17 protein-coding genes are annotated in these 18,724 nt (G+C 72.6%); 14 read left to right on the forward strand and 3 right to left on the reverse strand.

Annotated elements, in window-relative coordinates:
- The first annotated feature begins 31 nt into the window (after positions 1-31).
- Positions 32-1,054 carry a methyltransferase gene (locus tag BKA18_RS29240; protein ID WP_366045746.1) on the forward strand — a complete coding sequence of 341 codons (1,023 nt, stop codon included), beginning with the start codon at positions 32-34 and terminating at the stop codon, positions 1,052-1,054.
- 66 nt (positions 1,055-1,120) lie between these two features.
- Entirely contained in the window at positions 1,121-1,891 is a 771-nt protein-coding gene (locus tag BKA18_RS29245; RefSeq protein WP_366045747.1) for a class I SAM-dependent methyltransferase, read from the forward strand.
- A 70-nt stretch (positions 1,892-1,961) separates the two neighbouring features.
- On the opposite strand, the gene BKA18_RS29250 is transcribed toward BKA18_RS29245, so the two are convergent.
- The gene (locus BKA18_RS29250) at positions 1,962-2,729 is read right to left on the reverse strand and encodes an SDR family NAD(P)-dependent oxidoreductase (RefSeq protein ID WP_093486034.1); all 768 of its coding nucleotides are present in this window, start codon (positions 2,727-2,729) and stop codon (positions 1,962-1,964) included.
- 422 nt (positions 2,730-3,151) lie between these two features.
- Between BKA18_RS29250 and BKA18_RS29255 the strand changes: the two genes are divergently transcribed.
- The 8 genes from BKA18_RS29255 (at position 3,152) to BKA18_RS29290 (ending at position 11,055) form a co-directional block, all read left to right on the forward strand.
- The gene (locus tag BKA18_RS29255; RefSeq protein ID WP_063827979.1) at positions 3,152-5,062 is read left to right on the forward strand and encodes an AfsR/SARP family transcriptional regulator; all 1,911 of its coding nucleotides are present in this window, start codon (positions 3,152-3,154) and stop codon (positions 5,060-5,062) included.
- Positions 5,063-5,189: 127 nt separating this feature from the next.
- Positions 5,190-6,566 (forward strand): NAD(P)/FAD-dependent oxidoreductase, encoded by a 1,377-nt coding sequence (locus BKA18_RS29260; protein ID WP_366045748.1) that lies wholly within the window; start codon positions 5,190-5,192, stop codon positions 6,564-6,566.
- 151 nt (positions 6,567-6,717) lie between these two features.
- On the forward strand, positions 6,718-7,455 hold the full coding sequence (locus BKA18_RS29265) for an SDR family NAD(P)-dependent oxidoreductase (RefSeq protein ID WP_006602396.1): 738 nt from the start codon (positions 6,718-6,720) through the stop codon (positions 7,453-7,455).
- Positions 7,455-7,844, forward strand: coding sequence for a SchA/CurD-like domain-containing protein (locus tag BKA18_RS29270; protein ID WP_006602395.1), 390 nt, complete (start codon positions 7,455-7,457; stop codon positions 7,842-7,844). Before BKA18_RS29265 ends, BKA18_RS29270 begins: the two co-directional genes overlap by 1 nt.
- On the forward strand, positions 7,841-8,722 hold the full coding sequence (locus BKA18_RS29275) for an NAD(P)-dependent oxidoreductase (RefSeq protein ID WP_366045749.1): 882 nt from the start codon (positions 7,841-7,843) through the stop codon (positions 8,720-8,722). Before BKA18_RS29270 ends, BKA18_RS29275 begins: the two co-directional genes overlap by 4 nt.
- Positions 8,719-9,735 carry a methyltransferase gene (locus tag BKA18_RS29280; protein WP_366045750.1) on the forward strand — a complete coding sequence of 339 codons (1,017 nt, stop codon included), beginning with the start codon at positions 8,719-8,721 and terminating at the stop codon, positions 9,733-9,735. The genes BKA18_RS29275 and BKA18_RS29280 overlap by 4 nt, the downstream gene beginning before the upstream one ends.
- A gap of 7 nt (positions 9,736-9,742) precedes the next feature.
- Positions 9,743-10,600, forward strand: a complete 858-nt coding sequence (locus tag BKA18_RS29285; protein ID WP_366045751.1) for an LLM class flavin-dependent oxidoreductase — start codon at positions 9,743-9,745, stop codon at positions 10,598-10,600.
- Positions 10,597-11,055, forward strand: coding sequence for an anthrone oxygenase family protein (locus BKA18_RS29290; protein ID WP_106430446.1), 459 nt, complete (start codon positions 10,597-10,599; stop codon positions 11,053-11,055). Before BKA18_RS29285 ends, BKA18_RS29290 begins: the two co-directional genes overlap by 4 nt.
- Before the next feature lie 140 nt (positions 11,056-11,195).
- On the opposite strand, the gene BKA18_RS29295 is transcribed toward BKA18_RS29290, so the two are convergent.
- Together BKA18_RS29295 and BKA18_RS29300 are read right to left on the reverse strand one after the other, a co-directional pair.
- Complete coding sequence (locus BKA18_RS29295) at positions 11,196-12,212, reverse strand: methyltransferase (protein WP_366045752.1); 1,017 nt, start codon at positions 12,210-12,212, stop codon at positions 11,196-11,198.
- A complete protein-coding gene (locus BKA18_RS29300) occupies positions 12,209-13,837 on the reverse strand; it encodes an FAD-dependent monooxygenase (RefSeq protein ID WP_366045753.1) in 1,629 nt (542 codons plus the stop codon). The genes BKA18_RS29295 and BKA18_RS29300 overlap by 4 nt, the downstream gene beginning before the upstream one ends.
- 213 nt (positions 13,838-14,050) lie before the next feature.
- Here BKA18_RS29300 and BKA18_RS29305 point away from each other — a divergent pair, with 213 nt between their 5' ends.
- From BKA18_RS29305 to BKA18_RS29320, 4 genes are all read left to right on the forward strand, one after another.
- The gene (locus BKA18_RS29305) at positions 14,051-15,076 is read left to right on the forward strand and encodes a methyltransferase (RefSeq protein ID WP_366045754.1); all 1,026 of its coding nucleotides are present in this window, start codon (positions 14,051-14,053) and stop codon (positions 15,074-15,076) included.
- A 129-nt stretch (positions 15,077-15,205) separates the two neighbouring features.
- The gene (locus BKA18_RS29310) at positions 15,206-16,396 is read left to right on the forward strand and encodes a cytochrome P450 (protein ID WP_366045755.1); all 1,191 of its coding nucleotides are present in this window, start codon (positions 15,206-15,208) and stop codon (positions 16,394-16,396) included.
- Positions 16,397-16,424: 28 nt separating this feature from the next.
- On the forward strand, positions 16,425-17,489 hold the full coding sequence (locus BKA18_RS29315) for a methyltransferase (protein WP_366045756.1): 1,065 nt from the start codon (positions 16,425-16,427) through the stop codon (positions 17,487-17,489).
- Positions 17,490-17,531: 42 nt separating this feature from the next.
- Complete coding sequence (locus BKA18_RS29320; protein WP_366045757.1) at positions 17,532-18,722, forward strand: cytochrome P450; 1,191 nt, start codon at positions 17,532-17,534, stop codon at positions 18,720-18,722.
- The last annotated feature ends 2 nt before the right edge of the window (positions 18,723-18,724 follow it).

Below are 18,724 nucleotides of genomic sequence, written 5' to 3' on the forward strand. Positions count from 1 at the left end.
ACCGTCAGACACTGCCGAAGGAGACGGGCGTATGACGAAGGGTGCACAGGCCGGTGCGACGGCCGAGCCGTTGCTGCAGATGGCTGCCGATTTCTACAAGTGGCGCACAGTCCTGTTCGCGGTCGAACTGGGGCTGTTCACCGCGCTGCTGCACACCCCGATGACACCGGCCGGGGTGTGCGACCGATTCGGGATCAGCCGGCGCGGCGCGGCCGACTTCCTGGATTCCCTGGTGTCCGTCGGGCTGCTGGAACGGGCGGACGGGGACGGGCCCTACCGCACCGCGCCGCTGGCCGCGCGGTTCCTCGACGGCGAGAAGGCCGCCTACCTGGGCCGGTTCCTCCAGCAGGCCGATGCCCGCTGGTCGCGGTTGGGCGAGGGGCTGCTCACCGGCGAGCCGCAGAACGGGGCGCGCCCGGGAGCCGGGATGTTCGTCCGCCAGCACCGCAGCCGTCAGGAGTGGCGCGCCTACTACGGCGGTATGGACGCACTCAACGGCCCCAGCGGCCGCGCGCTGGTGGACGCCTTCGACTGGGGAACGGTCAAGCGGGTCACGGACGTCGGCGGAGCGCGCGGCAATGTGCTCGCCGAGCTCGTACGGGCGTACCCGCACCTGGAGGCGACGGTCTTCGACCTGCCCGCGGTGGAGCCCGTCTTCACCGAGCACATGGCGGAACTCGGCCTCACCGGGCGTGTGGCGTTCCGGCCTGGGGACTTCTTCCGCGACGCGCTGCCCGAGTCCGAGGTCGTGGTGTTCGGGCATGTCCTGCACGACTGGGACGTCGAGCAGCGGCGGCAGCTCGCCGGGCGGGCCTTCGAGGCGGTGGCGCCGGGCGGTTACGCGCTCGCCTACGACACGATGATCGACGAGGAGCGCCGCGCAAAGACCAACTCCCTGCTCGTCAGCCTCAATATGATGCTCTGCACCCCGGGCGGCAGTGAGTACACGCCGTCGGAGGGCGCCCGGTGGTTCGAGGACGCCGGCTTCGCGGAGGTGAGCCATCGGCCGCTGGCCGGGGACGACACCCTGCTCGTGGCCCACCGGACCAGGTGAGCCGTCCGGCCTGTCGCGCTCGCCCGTGGCCCGCCGCGGCCGAACTGCATGGGAGGAGGTGCGGTTGTGTCATCCGACGCATCCGATTCCGACGCATCCGAATCCGGGGCGTCCGTCCCCGACCTGTCCGTCCCCGACCCGCTCGTCCCCGACCCGCCCATCCCCGACCTGTCCGACCCCGGGGCATGGGATCCGCGGACCCGTCACGCACAGGAGGCGTACACCCGGCGGCGGCTGGCGGTGTACGACGCCGTGGTGCTGGGGCTGTTCTGCTCGGTGGTGTGGCGCTGTCCGCGCGGCGACATGCTGCGGCTCTACCGGCGCGCCACCGGTGCCCGCCACCTCGACATCGGACCCGGTACCGGCTACTTCCTGGACCGTTGCGGCTTCACCAGGCCGCCGCCCGAGATCACCCTGCTCGACCTGAGCCAGGAGTGCCTGGAGATGTCGGCGCACCGGCTGGCTCGCTACCGTCCCCGGACCTGCCGGGCCAACCTGCTCGAACCGCTGCCGCTGCCGGACGGCGCCTTCGACTCGGTCGCCATGAGCCTGGTCCTGCACACCGTCCCCGGCGGCTGGGACGCCAAGGGAAAGTCCTTCGCGGAGCTGGCCCGGGTGCTGCGGCCGGGCGGGACGCTGTTCGGGTCGACCGTGCTCGCCGAGGGGGTGCGGATGAACGCGCTGACCCGGCGGCTGCTCGTGGAGCAGCACCGGCGCGGCAACTTCCAGAACCAGGGCGACGGTCCGGATGGTCTGGCCCGGGCGCTCGCCGCGCACTTTCCGTTCTCGCGGGTCGTGGTGCGGGGGAATGTCGCCCTCTTCCGGGCCACCGCCTGAAACGCCGGCACACTGCAGGGCCCGAGCCGAGGGACGCCACCGCGTCGCGTCCCTCGGCTCCGTGCGTGGTTCAGCGCCCGCCGGCGGTGTGGATGATCTCGCCGTTGATGTTGCCGTTGGCTCCCGAGCCGAGGAAGAGGATCAGCTTCGCGATGTCCTCGGGCTCGCTGATCCGTCCGCTGGGGGTCCGCTCGATCTCCTTCTCCACCATCTCCCGGGTGTCCGGGTCCTCCAGGAGCTGCTCCATGAACTCCGTCCTGGTCGCGCCCGGCGCCACGACGTTGACCAGCACGCCGTGCTGACTCCACATCAGGCCCTTGGCGAAGCCGTGCAGCGCCGCCTTCGAACTGCTGTAGATCTCCGAGCGCCACATGCCGTACTGCGCGGTGATCGAGGAGAGCAGGACCACCCGCCCCCATCCGTTGGCCCGCATGTCCTTGACGACTCGCTGGGCCGTCAGCATGTGCCCTTCGGTGTTGGCCCGAAAGCGCCGCGTCCACTTCTCCGGGTCGAGGTCCTCGAAGGCGTCGTCCTCGCCCGGGTCGCCCCAGGTGAACCAGAGGGCATTGGCCACCAGGACGTCTATGCCGCCGAACGCGTCACGCACCGTGTCGACGGCGGAGACGATCGAGGCCGGGTCGCGCAGCTCGTAAGGGACGGCCATCGCCCGGTCCGGTCCGCCCAGTTCCTCGACGAGCTTGTGGGCGGCATCCGCCGAGGAGTTGTAGGTGATGGCCACCCGGGCGCCCTCCTGGGCGTACAGCAGGGCGGTCGCGCGGCCGATGCCCCTCGTGCCCCCCGTGATCAGCACCCGCTTGTCCGTGAGTCCCAGATCCATTCGGTAACCCCTCGACCGGTCGGCGCTTTCCGCCGACGACGAACGCGGGCCGCGACCGGCCCGCCGGTGATGAATAGTTGTCAGACTACTAGTCCACCCGGCGACTATCAAGGCTGATCCACCCGGCGGGGCCACCGCAGTCACCAGGCGATTTTCGAGGCGGGCCGGTTGTACACAAAAAGACTCGACCCATTTGCGACGCGCTACTCAGCGATGCTCTAGCGGAATTCGATGTCGTGACGTTAAACAGGTCCATGGCTTTCTAGCGGGACACACCCGAGAGTCTGGTTGAACATCAACCGAGGCTGGGAGGGTGCCGGCTGCACTCACCTTCGATCGCGCCAGGGCCCGATCGCGACAGCTGTCGCGATCGGTCACGAATCCGTTTTCGTCACCGGCTGATCCAACAAGGGGGAGCTTGTATGCATGTCAAGGTGCTAGGGGAGTTCGAGGTCCTTCGGTCCGGGGTGCGAGTGACGCCCGCCGCCCCCAAGCTGCGCCGCGTGTTCGCGCTCCTCGCGGTGGAGGCGAACCGGGCGGTGCATACCGACCAACTCATCGAGGAACTGTGGGACGACAGGCCGCCCCTGAGTGCCGTCACCACCCTCCAAACCTACATTTACCAGTTGCGCAAGCATCTGAACTGGTCGGAAGCGGCCACCGGCGATGCCTGCGGGACTGGCGTGAAAGTGACGCTTCGCACGACGCCCGGTGGGTACATGCTGACCCTTCCGGACGATGCGCTCGACGCTGTGGAGTTCGAGAAGCTTGCCGCGCTGGGACGTGAACAGCTGATGGCCGGGAATTTCGAGCGGGCTTCCCTCGTCCTTCGGCAGGCGCTCGATCTGTGGACCTCCCGGGCATTCGGAGCGGTGAGCCCCGGGCCGTTGCTGCACGCGCATATGGTGCGCCTAGAAGAATTGCGAAAGCTTGCGCTCGGTCACCGATTAGAGGCCGACTTACAACTCGGCCGTCATATAGACCTGATAGGTGAACTCACCACGTTGGTCGCGCAACAACCCACGCACGAGGGATTTCAGGCGAAACTCATGCTCGGGCTCTACCGGGCGGGACGGCGCGCGGAGGCGCTCCAGGCGTACCAGCGGGCCCGTACGGCGCTCGCCGCCGAACTCGGGCTGGAGCCGTCCGCGGAGCTGCGGCGCCTCCACCAGGCCATGCTGACCGCGGACCCCAGCCTCGACGCGCCGGCCGACGCCACCGGCACGATGGTGGTCACTGCCACCCACCAGCAGCCCAATCAACTCCCGCTGGAGACCGACCACTTGGTCGGCCGGGAGGAAGCGCTCGAAGCGGTGCGGCGCACACTGACCGACACCGGGCGCCGGCCCACCTCGGTCGTCGCCCTGGCCGTCGGCCCGCCCGGCTCCGGCAAGTCGGTGTTCGCCGTCCACGCCGCACACCGGGTACGGGAGGCGTACCCCGACGGCGTGCTCTTCGCCCGGCTCCAGCGGGACGACGGTTCGCTCGTACCGACCGACGAGGTCCTCGCCGACTTCCTGCGCGCCCTGGGCCTGAGCCGGGCCCTTCGGGGGGCGTCCGCACAGGAGATGCAGGCGGCCTTCCGCACCTGGACGGCGCAGCGCAGACTGCTGGTGGTCCTGGACGACGTCGTCGAAACCCACCAGCTGGACGCCCTGTTGCCGGGTACCGGATCGGCCATGATCGCCTCCAGCCGCCGGCTGCTGTCCCATCCCGCGGTGGTGATCATCACGCGCACCGCCCCGCTGGCGGACGAGATCTGCCGGTGCCTGCTCAGCGACGTGCTCGGCGACGACCGGCTCCAGGCGGACCTCGCGGGACTGGGGGAGCTGGTCAAGCTCTCGGGCGGCCTGCCCCTGGCGCTGCGCGCGGCCGCCAGCCTCCTCCAGCGGCGCCCCCACTGGCCGATCAGCAAGCTGTTGAACCTGGCCGACGGTGACGTGCGGCGGATCCCCCCGGCCAGCCGGGACGCGCCGCGCATCGCCGACAGCGTGGGGCGCTCCTTCCGCCTGCTGTCCAGTGCCGAACAGGCCGCCTTCCGCCTGGTGGCCGCGAGCACCGAGTCCGGGGTGTCGGTCGCCGGGGCGGCCGCGCTGCTCGGCGTGGCGGAGTCCGAGGCCGAACTGCTGCTGGAGGACCTGGTGGAGTTCCAGCTCGCGGAGGCCGAGGACATCGGAGGGATGTTCCTCTACTCGATCAGGGGCCCGTTCCGCACCGTGGCGCCCAGCCTGACCAACCGGCCCGAGGACGCCGCCTATGCGGCGCCGCCGGACGACGGGGCCCGCGTGCTGCCCACGCTCGAACTGGCCCGGGCCGCGGCCCGCTCGGCCTGACCGCGCACCGACGGAGGGTGCCCCCACCGGCCCTCCGCCGGTGCCACGACCACCACTCCAGCGGCCTTCGACCCGGGCCTGGAACGTTCTCATCCGGACGCACACAGCCTCGGAAGGGGAGACGCACATGCGCGCAGGGACGCAGGTTCTGGTCATCGGAGGCGGCCCCGCCGGATCGACGGCCGCCGGTCTGCTCGCACGTCAGGGCGTGCAGGTCACCCTGCTGGAGCGGGAGACCTTCCCGCGGTACCACATCGGTGAGTCGATCCTGCCGTCCTGCCGTCCGATCTTCGAACTGCTCGGGGTCTGGGACAAGGTCGAGGCGTTCGGGTTCCAGCCGAAGGGCGGCGCCTACTTCAGCTGGGGCCCGGACGAGTGGGAGGTCCGCTTCGCGGAGCTGGGCGCGGACGGTGCCAACGCCTGGCAGGTCACCCGGGCCGACTTCGACAAGCTGCTGCTCGACCACAGCCGTGAGCTGGGCGTGGACGTGCACGAGGGCGTCACGGTCAAGGAGATCGAGTTCGACGGCGACCGGCCGGTGGCGGCGCGGTGGTCCGGGGGCGGAAAGACCGGGCGCCTCACCTTCGACTACCTCGTCGACGCTTCGGGGCGGCGCGGCGTCATGGCGACGAAGTACCTCGGGGCACGCAAGTTCCACAGCGTCTTCCGCAACGTCGCCACCTGGTCGTACTGGAAGAACGCCAAGTCCCTGGACCGGGGCCCGGCCGGCTCGATCACGGTGGCCTCGGTCCCCGACGGATGGTTCTGGGCGATCCCCCTGCACGACGGCACCACCAGCGTCGGACTGGTCACCGGCCGCGACACGTTCAACCGCCGCCGCCGCGAGCAGGGCGGCATCGAGGCCGTCTACGACGACGCGCTGCGCCAGTGCCCCCTCGTGCAGGAACTGCTGGCCGACGCCGAGCGGGTGAGCGACTTCAAGACCGAGCAGGACTACTCCTACACCAGTGAGACCTTCCATGGCCCCGGCTACCTGCTCTGCGGGGATGCCGCGTGCTTCCTCGACCCGCTGCTCTCCACCGGGGTGCACCTGGCCACCTACAGCGCCATGCTCGCCGCCGCGGCGATCGGCTCGGTGCTGCGCGGCGAGGTCGAGGAGAGCGAGGCGTGGGCCTTCTTCGACGGGGTCTACCGGTCCTCCTACGAGCGGCTGCTGGTCCTGGTGTCGGTCTTCTACGAGAGCTACCGCGGCAAGGAGTTCCACTTCTACAACGCCCAGCGGCTGTCCGCCGAGGACCGCGACGCCCTCGACCTCCAGGCGTCCTTCGACCACATCATCACCGGGATCGCCGACCTGAAGGACGCCGAGGACGTCTACCGGCGGGTGCGCCAGCACCTCGGCGGGGCGGAGAGCGGCGACCCCAACCCGCTGGCCAACCTCAACAAGGAGCACGAACTGAAGGTCGCCCCGATCAGCCCGGACCGGGCGGTCAGCGGCCTCTACCTGTCCTACCGGCCGCAGTTGTCGCTGCGACGCGCCTGAGCGGCCCCGCCGCGCGCCGCAGCGGGCGCGGCCCCAGCGGGCGGACGCCCCCGCGAGCCCCGCATGCCACGGCCGGCCCGCGGGAGGCGTCGCCCACCGCCCATCCGACCCGAGCGGCGACCGCCGCGAGCGGTGCCCAGGAGGTACAGACGTGGATTCGAACCTGGCCGGAAAACGCGTACTGGTCACCGGAGGAACCCGGGGGATCGGGCGCTGCACGGTCCTCGCCCTCGCCCGGGCCGGCGCCCGGGTGGTCACCTGCCACCGCACGCCGGACGACGACGCCGAGAGCCTGCGCCGCGAGCTGAAGGACCTCGGCGGTGCCGCTGAGGTGGTGCGGTGCGACGTGACCGACGCACCCGACGTGGCGCGGCTGGCCGAGGTCTGCCGGGACGTCCTGGGCGGGCTGGACACGCTGGTCAACAACGTGGGCGTGGACGGCCCGGTGCCCTTCGAGGGCATCGAGGAGGCCGAGTGGCGGCGGATGTTCGACCACAACGTGACGGCGCCGTACCTGGTCACCCGGGCCGCGCTCGGGCTGCTCGCCGACGGGGCCTCGATCGTCAACGTCGGCTCCTCCGTCGCCCTGCGGGGCCGGTCCAACGGCGTGCACTACACCGCCTCGAAGGCCGCCCTGATCGGGTTCACCCGCGCCCTGTGCAAGGAGGTGGGCCCGCGCGGGATCCGCGTCAACACCGTGGCCCCGGGCCTCACCGAAACCGAGCCGGGAGCCGGACTGCCGCCGGCCGCCGTGGAGCGCATCGTCGGCATGACGGCGCTCGGCCGGATCTGCCGCCCCGAGGACGTCGCCGGCGCGGTCCTCTTCCTGGCCGGTGACACCTCGCGCTACATCACCGGCGTCACCCTCAACGTCGACGGAGGCATCTGATGCCGTACGCGGCCATCACCTACCGGGTCAAGCCCGGCCACGAGGACGAGATCGCCGAGCTGTTCGCCGGCTTCCAGCGCGTGGACACCCCGGACTTCCGCGACGCGCAGGGCGCGCCTGCCGGCCGGCTGCTGGGCACCGCGGTCTTCCTCCGCGACGACGTGCTGGTGCGGGTCATCCACTATGAGGGCGACTTCCGGGCCATCGCCCGCCACATGGCCGCCCAGCGCGGTGTCCACCTCATCGAGGAGCGGCTCTCGCCCTTCCTCGCCCACCCCCGCGACACGTCCACCACCGAGGGGTTCACCGGCTACTTCCGTGACGCGACCATGCGGTGCATCGCGCAGCTGACCGTGGACACCCACCCGAACGGGGAGCCGGCGGCATGACGGGACCGGTGGCCGTGATCGGCCTGGGCGGTATGGGCGGCGGCATGGCCCGGGCGCTGCTCGGCGCCGGGTACGCGGTGACGGTGTTCAACCGCACCCGGGAGCGGGCCGCACCCCTGGAGCAGGCGGGCGCGGTCGTCGCGTCCACCGCCGTGGAGGCCGCCGCCGGTGCCGACACGGTGCTGCTCAGCCTGGCGGACGAACCGGCCGTGGAGGAGGTGCTGTTCGGCGACCTGGTCTGGCGGCTGCGCCCCGGAACCGTGCTGATCGACACGACCACGGTCTCCCCGTCCTACGCGCGCACCACCGCCACCCGGCTCGCCGCCTCCGGCGTCCGGCGCCTGGAGACCTGCGTCATGGGCAACCCCGCCATGGCGGCCGAGGGCACGCTGCGGATCTTCGTCTCGGGGGACCGGGCCGCCCTGGACGCGGTGGACGAGGTGCTGTCCGCGCTCTCCCAGGAAGTCCGGTACCTGGGCGGGCCGGGCCGGGCGAGCGCCCTGAAGCTGGCCCTCAACCTCCTCCTCGGCATCCAGACGGCGGGGCTGGCGGAGGCCGCCGCCTTCGCCGAGGCGGCCGGGCTGGACCGTGAACTGCTGCTGGACGTCGTGCTCCACAGCGGCTGGCGCTCACCCGTCCTGGGGTTCCGCGCCGAGTTCATGCGGCGCCGGGTCTACCGGCCGGCCGCGTTCCGTACCGCCCTGATGCACAAGGACCTGGAACTCGCCCTGGACCAGGCCGCCGCCTACCAGATGGAACTGCCCCTCGGCCACGAGGCCGTCACCCGCTTCGGATCGGCCCTCGCGGCCGGCCACGCCGACGACGACGCCGCCGCCGTCGTGGAAGTCCCGCCCCCGTCGAAGGAGAACCACCGATGACGACCCGGCACCGTACCGACGCGCCGCAGTGGGAGGCGGTCACCGGACTCGGGATGGGGTTCGCGACGGCCAAGATCGTGCTCTCCGCGCTGGAGTTGGGCGTGTTCACCGTCCTCGCCGACGGCCCGCGCACCCCGGAGCAGCTGTGCAAGGAGCTGGCGCTGCACGGCCGCGGACTCGACGACTTCCTCGCCGCCCTGACCGCGTTCGGCCTGCTGGAGAGGGCCGGCGACGGCTACCGCAACGCCCCGGTCGCCCAGCGGCACCTGGTGCGCGGCCCGCACTACGACGCGGGCTTCCTGGAGGGCGCCAACGCCGTCCTCTACCCCGCCTGGGGAGGACTGACCTCCGCCCTGCGCACCGGGGCGCCGCAGAACACCGGCGACTTCGAGGAGATGCTGACCGACCCCGAACGGCGCCGGATGTACCACGGCATGATGGACTCGCTCAGCGCCCCGCTGGCGCCCGCCATCGCCGAGGCGCTGGACTGGAGCCGGCACCCCTCCGTCACCGACGTCGGCGGGGCCCGCGGCAACCTCGTGTCGCTGCTGCTGCGCGCCCATCCGCACCTGCGCGGGGTGGTCTTCGACCGCCCGCAGAACGGCCCCGACGTCGCCGAGCACGCCGCCCGGCAGGGCGTCGGCGACCGCGTCTCCTTCGTCGGCGGCGACTTCTTCACCGACCCCCTGCCGCCCAGCGACGTGCTGGTCATCGGGCACGTACTGGCCGACTTCTCGCTGGAACAGCGCACCGCGCTGGTGCGCTCGGCGTACCGGGCACTCCGCCCCGGCGGTGCCCTGGTGGTCTACGACCCGATGCCGGACCCCGCGGACCCGGACCCGCTGTCCCTCGTCGGCAGCCTCCACATGCTGGTGATGTCGCCGGCCGGCGCCGGCTATCCGCCGCACCGGTGCGCCGGCTGGCTCACGGAGGCGGGCTTCCAGGACATCTGCGTACGGCCGGCCGGCCTCGGCAACACGCTGGTGGTGGGCCACCGGACCGCCGGAAGGTGAGGGGAACGTGGACGTCTCGATCGGACTGCCGACGACCGTGCCCGACGTCACCGGCGCGGCGCTGCTGGAATGCGCCCGCCGCGCCGACCGGGCCCCCTTCACCAGCCTGTGCGCCGTGGACCGGCTCGTCCACGACGGCTACGAGCCGCTCGCCGTCCTCGCCGCCGCCGCGGCCGTGACCACCCGCATCCGGCTGGCCAGCACCGTGCTGCTGGGCTCCTGCCGGGGCAGCGCGGCCCCGCTCGCCAAGCAGCTGGCGACGGTGGACCGGCTCAGCGGCGGCCGCCTGGTGGTGGGCCTCGCGGTGGGCGACCGGGAGGACGACTTCGTCGCCGCCGGCGTCCCGTTCACCGAACGCGGGCGGCGCATGGACACCCTCGTACGGGAACTGCGGGCGGTGTGGGCAGGAGAGGGGCCCGCCGCGGGTGTCGGGCCCCGGCCGGTGCGTCCGGAAGGGCCGCCGCTGCTGTTCGGCGGGCACTCCCCGGCGGCGATGCGCAGGGCCGCCCGGTACGGCTCCGGCTGGATTTCCGGCGGCAGTTCGGGCACCGCCTACCGCGAGCTGGTCGACCGCGCCCGGCAGGCGTGGGCGGACGAGGGGCGGACGCAGCCCCCTCGGGTGGTCTCGCTGTGTTACGTCTCCCTCGGCCCGGACGGGCGGCGGCACGCGGAGGCGTACCTGCACTCCTACTACGCGTACATCGGCACCAAGGCCCGGCAGGCGGCCTCGCGGGCCGTCACCGACGGGCGCCGGCTGCGCGACGTTCTGGCCGAGTACGCGGACGCCGGGTGCGACGAGATCGTCCTGTTCCCCTGCTCGGCCGACCCGGAGCAGGTGGACCTGGTGGCCGGGGCGGTGTGGTGAACGGGCCCGCCGTCCTGGCCGCGGGGGTGTGTGTGACCAGCGGCCTGGTGGCCGGGGTGCTGTTCGCCGTGGCGCTGAGCGTGCTGCCGGCGCTCGACGCCATGCCGCCGGACCGCTACGTCCACGCGCACCAGCTGCTCGGACGCCACTGGGACCCGACGATGCCGGTGGTCGTCCTCGGTTCGTTCGCCGCCGACACCGCCCTCGCGGCGACGCCGGCCGGCGGGCGGGGGTGGCCGGTGTTCGCCGCCGCCGCGGTGCTCCTGTTGCTGGTGTCGGTGGTGTCGCACTTCGGAAACGTGCCGATCAACCGCCGGGTGAAGGGGATCGACCCCGAGGCGATCCCTCCGGACTGGCGCGACCCCCGCCCGCTGTGGCGGCGCTGGCACCTGGCGCGCACGGTACTGGCCGTCGTGGCCGCCGCCCTCAACGCGGCCGGGCTCGCTCTGCTCTGACGGGCCGTCGGCCGTGCCACCCCCGCGATCCGGGTGGCACGGCCGGCGGCCCCTCGCGCTGCTCCGGCCGGGCCGGCCGTCCGTCCTCGCCACCGGTCGGGGCGGCGGCGGGGACGGACGGCGCGTTCACCGGTCCGGCGTCACTCCGGCCGGACCGCCGTCACCAGGGTCACGTCCTGGCCCAGCGCGTCGTGCCGGACCTCGCCGAACCCCGCCTCCCGCAGCCAGCCGGTGAGCTCGTCGACCCGGTAGTTCGCCCCGTGCGGCGTCATCAGCTGCATGTTGAGGCTGCGGACCAGGTTCCGCAGGCAGCTCTCGGCCCCGGGGACGATCATCGGGTCCCAGATGAGGAAGGCGCCCCCGGGGCGCACCGCGGGGAAGACCCGGGCGATCAGGGCCCGGCGCTGGTCGTCGGTCCAGTCGACCAGACAGTGCCCGATCATGATCACCTCGGCCTCGGGCAGGCCGTCGGCGAAGAAGTCGGCCCCGTGGAACCGCACCTTTCCCGTCGTGCCCAGGGCGCGCATGTGGGCGTCGAACTCCGGCCTGAGCTGCGGCAGATCCAGCACGGTCGCGTCCAGGTGCGGGTGCGCCGCGACCAGCCCGGCCGCCACGTTCCCCCGGCAGCCGCCCAGTTCCAGCACCGCACCGCGCGCGGCCCAGTCGAAGGCCTCGGCCAGCGCCGGGATCAGCGGCCGGCTGGCGTCCTCCGCCATGCGCACGAAGGCCGACCGCTTGGCGTCGTCCTCGTACAGCTCCGCGAACATGTCGGGCCGGGAGTACGTCGCGGCCTGCGGCTCACCGGTACGCAGCGAGGCGGCGAGCCGCCCCCACGCCGGGTACATCACCTCGTCGGCGACGTGCAGGAAGCCGCCCAGGAAGCCCGGTTCGCCGCGGACCAGGAACTGCGCCGCCGCCTCCCCGTTGCGGTAGCGGCTCCCCTCGCGGGCCAGCACCCCGGCCTCGGCCAGCGCGGCGAGGAAGTCGCCCGTGCCGCGGGGGTGCAGACCGAGCCGTTCCCCGATGGTCGCCTCCGTGGCGGGCCCGCCGGCCAGCAGCTCGAAGAGCCCGAGCTCCAGGCCGGTCAGCACGAGCTTCGCCCGCTGGAAGGACATCGCCGTCTCCAGCAGCGAGCCGGCCCCGAACGCCTCGCTCATCGCGCCTCCCCGGCCGGCACGGCGAACCCGGCGGCCCGCGCCAGCGCGCCACCCAGCTCGGTCTCGGGATCGTCCACCGGCTCCGCGGCCCGCCAGGCCACGCAGGCGTCCGGCCGCACCAGCACCGCCCCGCCGTCCGTCACCCCGTACGCCGGCGCCCAGGGCCGGTCGAGCGGCCGCAGGTCACCGGTCTGCGCCACCACGTGGTGGCGCAGCGGCACGCCGACCTGCTTGGCGGCGCGTTCCGCGGCCTCGGCCCACCGCCCGCCCCGCGCCCCGGTCAGCAGCACATAGCTGTCCCAGAACAGGTCGATGGTGGAGATCCGTTCGCCGTCCCGGTCGAGCCACACGTGCGGCGCGCGGGTACCGGGCCGGCCGGTCAGGTCGAGCCGGGGGGACAGGGCGGGCGCGCTCGCGTCGCCGCCGGGGACCGCCGTGGAGTGATAGCGGTAGCCGAGGGTGATGATGATGTCGTCGACCATGGCGGCCCGGGTCGCCTCGTCGGCGTACCCGTGGCGGATGCGGTTGCGGATCATGGCCTGTTCGGCCATCGCCTCGCCGACCCGGTGCCGTTCGGCCTCGTAGCTGTCCAGCAGGTTCGGGCCCGCCCACCCGTGCAGCACGCCGGCCAGCTTCCACGCCAGGTTGTGCGCGTCGTGGATACCGGTGTTGGCGCCGAACCCGCCGGCCGGCGGATGGACGTGCGCCGCGTCGCCGGCCAGGAACACCCGCTGGACGCGGAAGTGTTCGGCCACCAGCTGCGCGCCCTGCCACGGCACCTTCCACACGACCTCGACATCGAGGTCGTCGCGGCCGGCCGCCGTCCGGATGATGTCCACACAGCGGTCGTCGGTGAAGTCCTCCGGTGTCTCGCCCTTGTCCGGGAAGTACAGCGGGGTCGCCAGCCACGGGTCGCAGCCGTGCAGCCGGGACAGGCTCATCAGCGAGCCGCGGGCAGCCGTCGCGTAACAGAGGATGAACTTGCGCCCCTTCAGCAGCCCTTCCAGCTCCGGCGCGCGGAAGTAGATGCTCAGCGCGTTGAAGACGGTGCCGCGCCCGGAGCGCTCCACCCCCAGCTGCCGGCGGACGAAGCTGCTCGCGCCGTCGGCCGCCACGACGTACTGCGCGCGGATCGTGTACGACGCACCGTCCGGGCCGCGCACCACGGCCGTCACGCCGTCCTCGTCCTGCGTCAGCGACGTCAGCCGGGTGCCGAACCGCACGCCGCAGCCGGCCTCCGTGGCCTTGGCGACGAGCACCTTCTCGTAGCGGTCCTGCCCACAGCCCATGACCCGTTCCGGGCTGACCAGCGGGCCGTCCAGCGACGGCGCCTCCAGGGTGACCGCCTCGTCGATCCGCGCGAACGTGGAGGTCTGGATGATCCCGCCCTCGAAGTACGGGTGCGAGTCGCCCTTCTCCAGGGCCCGCACCTCCTTGACGCACCCCGCCGCGCGGAACAGCTCCATGGTCCGCGCCTGCAGGCCCGGCGCCCGGGGCAGCAGCGACGTGGCCTCGCGCTTCTCGACGAGCACGGTGGGCACGCCGTGGCGGCCCAGGAACATCGCGGTGGACAGGCCGACGGGCCCGCCGCCCACGACCAGCACCGGAATTGTCATGTCGTCCATGCCAGATCCCTCGACGAGTTCGGTGTGCCTAGCCGGCCCATCGAAGCCCACGCCCGTCTCCCGGTACTTGAGAAACGGTGGCGTCCCGAGCAGGAGCCGTCCGTTCCCCGGCCCTCCAGCGGCCTTCGAGCGGAGTTCCACAGCACACTGCCAGCGTCGTGCCTGCACCGGCGTGGCGGTCCCGCCAGGCCGCGGTGGGAAGGAGTGAGGCGGATGACGGGCATCGCTGCCCACGACGGCGCGGGTACCTCCACGCCGGCCGGCATCCTGCGGTTGGCCAATGCCTTCTGCGACGCCAAGGCGCTGCTGAGCGCCGTGGAACTGGATCTGTTCAGCACCCTGCGGGACGAGGCCAGGACTCCGCAGGAGATCGGCGCGGCGCTCGGCCTGCACGGCCGGGGGCTGCGCGACTGGCTCCAGCTCCTGGTGGGGCTCGACCTGCTGGAGCGGGACGGGGACCGCTACCGCAACGCACCGGGGGCACGCAGCTACCTCGTGCGGGGTGAACCCCTGTACGTCGGCGGCTTCCTGGAGCGGTCCAACCGCAATCTGTACCCGGCGTGGGGCCGGCTCACCGAGGCACTGCGCACCGGCAAGCCGCAGGCCGGGGGCGACTTCTTCACCATGATCGAAGACCCCCGCCTGCTGGGCCAGTTCGTCGACATGATGGACGCGCTCACCCACGTCCTGGCCCCGCAGCTGCTGGCGGCCTACGACGGGTGGGACCGCTATCGATGCGTCCTCGACGTCGGGGGCTGCCGCGGCAACATGGCCGCCCGGATCGTGGCCGCCCACCCCCGGCTGACCGGGCGGGTCTTCGACCTCCCGCAGATGGCCCCGCTGTTCGACGAGAAGATGGCCGAGCTCGGCATGACCGGCAAGGTCACCTTCCACCCCGGCGACTTCTTCACCCAGGAGCTGCCCGAGGCGGACCTCGTCGTCATCGGCCACGCCCTGCACGACTGGAGCGCCGAGCAGCGGCGGCTCCTGGTGCACAAGGCCTTCCGCAGCGTCCGCCCCGGCGGCGAGCTGCTCGTCTACGACCGGATGCTCGACGAGGACCCACGCCACGTGGAGAACCTGGTCATCAGCCTCGACATGCTGCTGGTCACCGACGGCGGCAGCGAGTACACCGTCGCCGAACTGCGCGACCACGCCCGCGCGGCGGGATTCGTCTCGGTCACCGACCGGCCGCTCGGCGACTACGACACCCTCGTCGTCTGCCGCAAGGCGGGCTGACCCCGCGGCCGCCGGCCACCGGGGGCCGGCGGCCGCGGACCGCCCGGCGGACGGGAACAACTCCCTTACGCCACACCCCCGTTCGTGGACCACGGCGGCATTCCCGGCGCCGCGGAGAGTGCTGAGACCATGCAGGAAAGGGACCTGATGGACGCGCGGGCCTTCGCCGGCGGCGTCCCCCACGACTACTTCCGCCACCTGCGCAGCCGCCCGGGCCTCACCCGGGCGCACGACGCCGAGGGCTACCCGTTCTGGTACCTGGTGCGCCACGCCGACGTGGTGCGGGCCTCGCGGGACCACGACACCTTCCGCTCCGGCCCGAGCACGATGACCTCGGTGCGCCAGGACAGCACCGGCCTGCCGCTCATCTCGTTCCTGGACGCCCCCGAACACACCCGCCTGCGCAAGCTCGCCTTCAAGGGGTTCACCCCCGCCCGCCTGGCCGCGCTGGACAAGCCGGTGGCGGCGATCGTGGACCGCATCCTCGACGACTGTGCCGACGCCGGGGAGTTCGACCTGGCCGAGGACCTCGCGATGCAGCTCCCGCTGGAGGTGCTGACCGAACTGATCGGGGTGCCGCCCGGGGAACGCGCCCAGGTCGTCGAATGGACCCGGCACACCGTCAACCTCGGCGACCCGGACTACCACCACAGCACCCCCGAGAAGGCGGTGGCCGCGTTCGGGAACCTCATGGCGTACTTCGAGGAACTGCTCGGGCGCCGCCGCGCCGCACCGGCCGACGACCTGTTCTCGGTACTGCTCGCGGCCGGCAACGACGCCGCCGGCCGGCTGGAGCCGCAGGAGATCGCCCTGTTCGCCACCACCCTCATGGGGGCGGGCAGCGAGACGACGTACTGCTCGGTCACCGGCGGCGTGCTCGCGCTGCTCGACCACCCCGGGCAACTGGCGGCCCTCCGTGCCGACCGGACCCTGATCCCGCTCGCCGTCGAGGAGATCATCCGCTGGGTCACCCCCGCGACCCACTTCGCCCGCCAGGTGGCCCGGGACACCGAGATCGCCGGACAGCCCGTCCGCGCCGGGGAGCGGGTGGTGCTCTGGTACACCTCCGCCAACCGCGACGAGTCCGCCTTCGACCGCCCCGAACGGTTCGACGTCGGCCGGCAGCCCAACCCGCACATCTCCTTCGGCGGCGGCGGACCGCACGTCTGCATCGGCCGCGGGCTGGCCACGCTGGAACTGCGGCTGCTGCTCGCGGCCCTGATCGACCGGCTGCCCCGCCTCGAACTCACCGGCACACCGGTGCGCAGCATCACGAACTTCATGAACAGCTTCCGACACATGCCCGCACGGTTCACCTGAGCCGTACCGCGGCCGGAGAGGAGACACCATGAACGGTGCGGAGGACGACTCCGAGGTGACCGGGGTCCTGTCGTGGTTTCCGGTCGAACTCCCCCCTGCCCAGCGGGTGATCGGGCTGTTCGTGGGGAAGTGGACGATCGGCGCGCTGCGCCCGGTGGTGCAGTTGGGCATCCCGGACCTGCTGGCCGAAGGGCCCCGCACCGCGACCGACCTGGCACAGCAGACCGGCGCGGACGCCGACGCCCTGTACCGGGTGCTGCGCTGCGCGGCGGCCACCGGGGTCCTGGCGGAGACGGCGGAGCGCGCCTTCGCCCTCACCGCCGCCGGGCAGGGGCTGCGCACCGGGGTCGAGGGGAGCGTGCGCGACATGTTCCTGTTCGCCAGCGACCCGATGATGTGGCGGCCCTACGAGAACCTGCTGCACACCGTGCGGACCGGCGCGCCGGCCTTCGACGATGCCTTCGGCGGGACGTTCTTCGACCATCTGAGGGCGCACCCGGGCTCTGCCGCGCTCTTCGACCGGGCCATGGTGCAGAACCACTACCCGGGCACCGACCGGATCTTCGAGCGGTTCGACTTCTCCCGCTTCCGCCGGATCGCCGATGTCGGCGGCGGCCGCGGGCAGTTCCTCGCCGAGGTCCTCGCCCGGCACCCGGGCTGTACGGGGGCGGTCTGCGACCAGCCGCAGGTCGTCGCCGAGGCGAAGAAGGAGTTCGAACGCCGCGGGGTGGCCGACCGGGCGTCCGCGGTGGCGACCGACTTCTTCGCGTCCGTCCCCGCCGGGTACGACGCCTACTTCATCAAGCACACCCTGCACAACTGGAGCGACCACGACGCCGGCCGGATCCTGACCCGCGTCCGGGAGGCCGTCGGCACCCGCGAGGACGCCCGGCTGCTCATCGTCGACGCGCTGCTGACCGGCCCCGGAGCGTGGGACCTCGGCAAGCTCACCGACATCGAGATGTTGGCGGTCCTCGGCGGCCGGGAGCGCGACCGCGAGGAGTGGAACCGGCTGGCCGCGGCCGCCGGCTTCGCCCCGGCCGGCGACCCCGCCCCCGGTGACCTGGCCCTGCTGGAGTACCGGCCGGTCTGAGCAGGCACCGGCCGGTACGAAGCGACCCGGAAAGAGAGCCCGATGCCCACCGACGAGACCTTCCCGTTCACCCCGGCCGATCCGCTCGACCCGCCGGAACGCTACGCCGCCCTGCTGCGCGACGAGCCGGTCGCCCGGGTCGCCCTCCCCACCGGCGACCTGGTGTGGCTGGTCTCCCGGCACGAGGACGTCCGCCGGGTCCTGGCCGATCAGCGGTTCAGCCGGCAGGCCATCACCGCGCCCGGCGCGCCGCGGCTGCTGCCCCTCGCGGAGGGGTCGAAATCGATCTTCGTCATGGACCCGCCGGAGCACAGCAGGCTGCGCCGGCTCGTTTCGGGCGCCTTCTCACCGGCCCGGATCAGGGCGCTCGGCACCGAGGTGCGCGCCCTCGCGGACGACCTCGTCGCGGCCATGGTCACGTCCGGGCCGCCGGCCGACCTCGTCGCCGGCCTCGCCCAGCCGCTGCCGATCACCGTCATCTGCCGGCTGCTCGGGGTGCCGTACGAGGACGTCGACCAATTCCGCGCCTGGACCGACGTGATGCTCAGCTACGACCGGGGGCGGCGGGAGGAGGTGGTGGCGGCCCGCGGCGCGCTGAGCCGGTACCTCACCCGGCTGATCGACGCCAAACGGGCCGCCCCCACCGACGACGTGCTGATGGACCTGATCAACGCGGCCGACGACGGCGACCGGCTCGACGACGAGGAGCTCCTCGCCTTCGGCTACACCCTGCTCGGCGCGGGCTACCACGCCACGACGTCCGGGCTGGTGCACGCGGTGCTCACCCTGCTGCGCCGGCCGACCGACCTCGAACGGCTCCGGAAGGAACCGGAGTTGCTGCCCGTTGCCGTCGAGGAACTGCTGCGCCGCTCCCAGGCGGGCGGCGGGCTGGGGGCGCTGCGCATCGCCCTGGAGGATGTCGAGCTGCACGGGGTCCGCATCGCCGCCGGCGACGCCGTCCTCCCCTTGATCAACGCCGCCAACCAGGACTCCGAGGTCTTCCCCGACCCCGCCGAACTGCTCCTGGACCGCACACCCAACCCGCACCTCTCCTTCGGCCACGGCATCCATCACTGTTTGGGTGCGCAACTCGGCCGCATGGAGCTGGAGTTGGGGATCGGGGCGCTGCTGCGCGAGCTGCCCGGTCTGCGCCTGGCGGTGCCGGAGGGCGAACTGGAGTGGAGCAGCGGGCTGGCCTTCTCCCGCCCGCGCACCGTCCCCCTCGCCTGGTAGTC

The sequence above is a fragment of the Streptomyces auratus genome (genome assembly GCF_050433025.1).
In the GTDB taxonomy this organism is placed as follows: Bacteria; Actinomycetota; Actinomycetes; order Streptomycetales; family Streptomycetaceae; genus Streptomyces; species Streptomyces sioyaensis.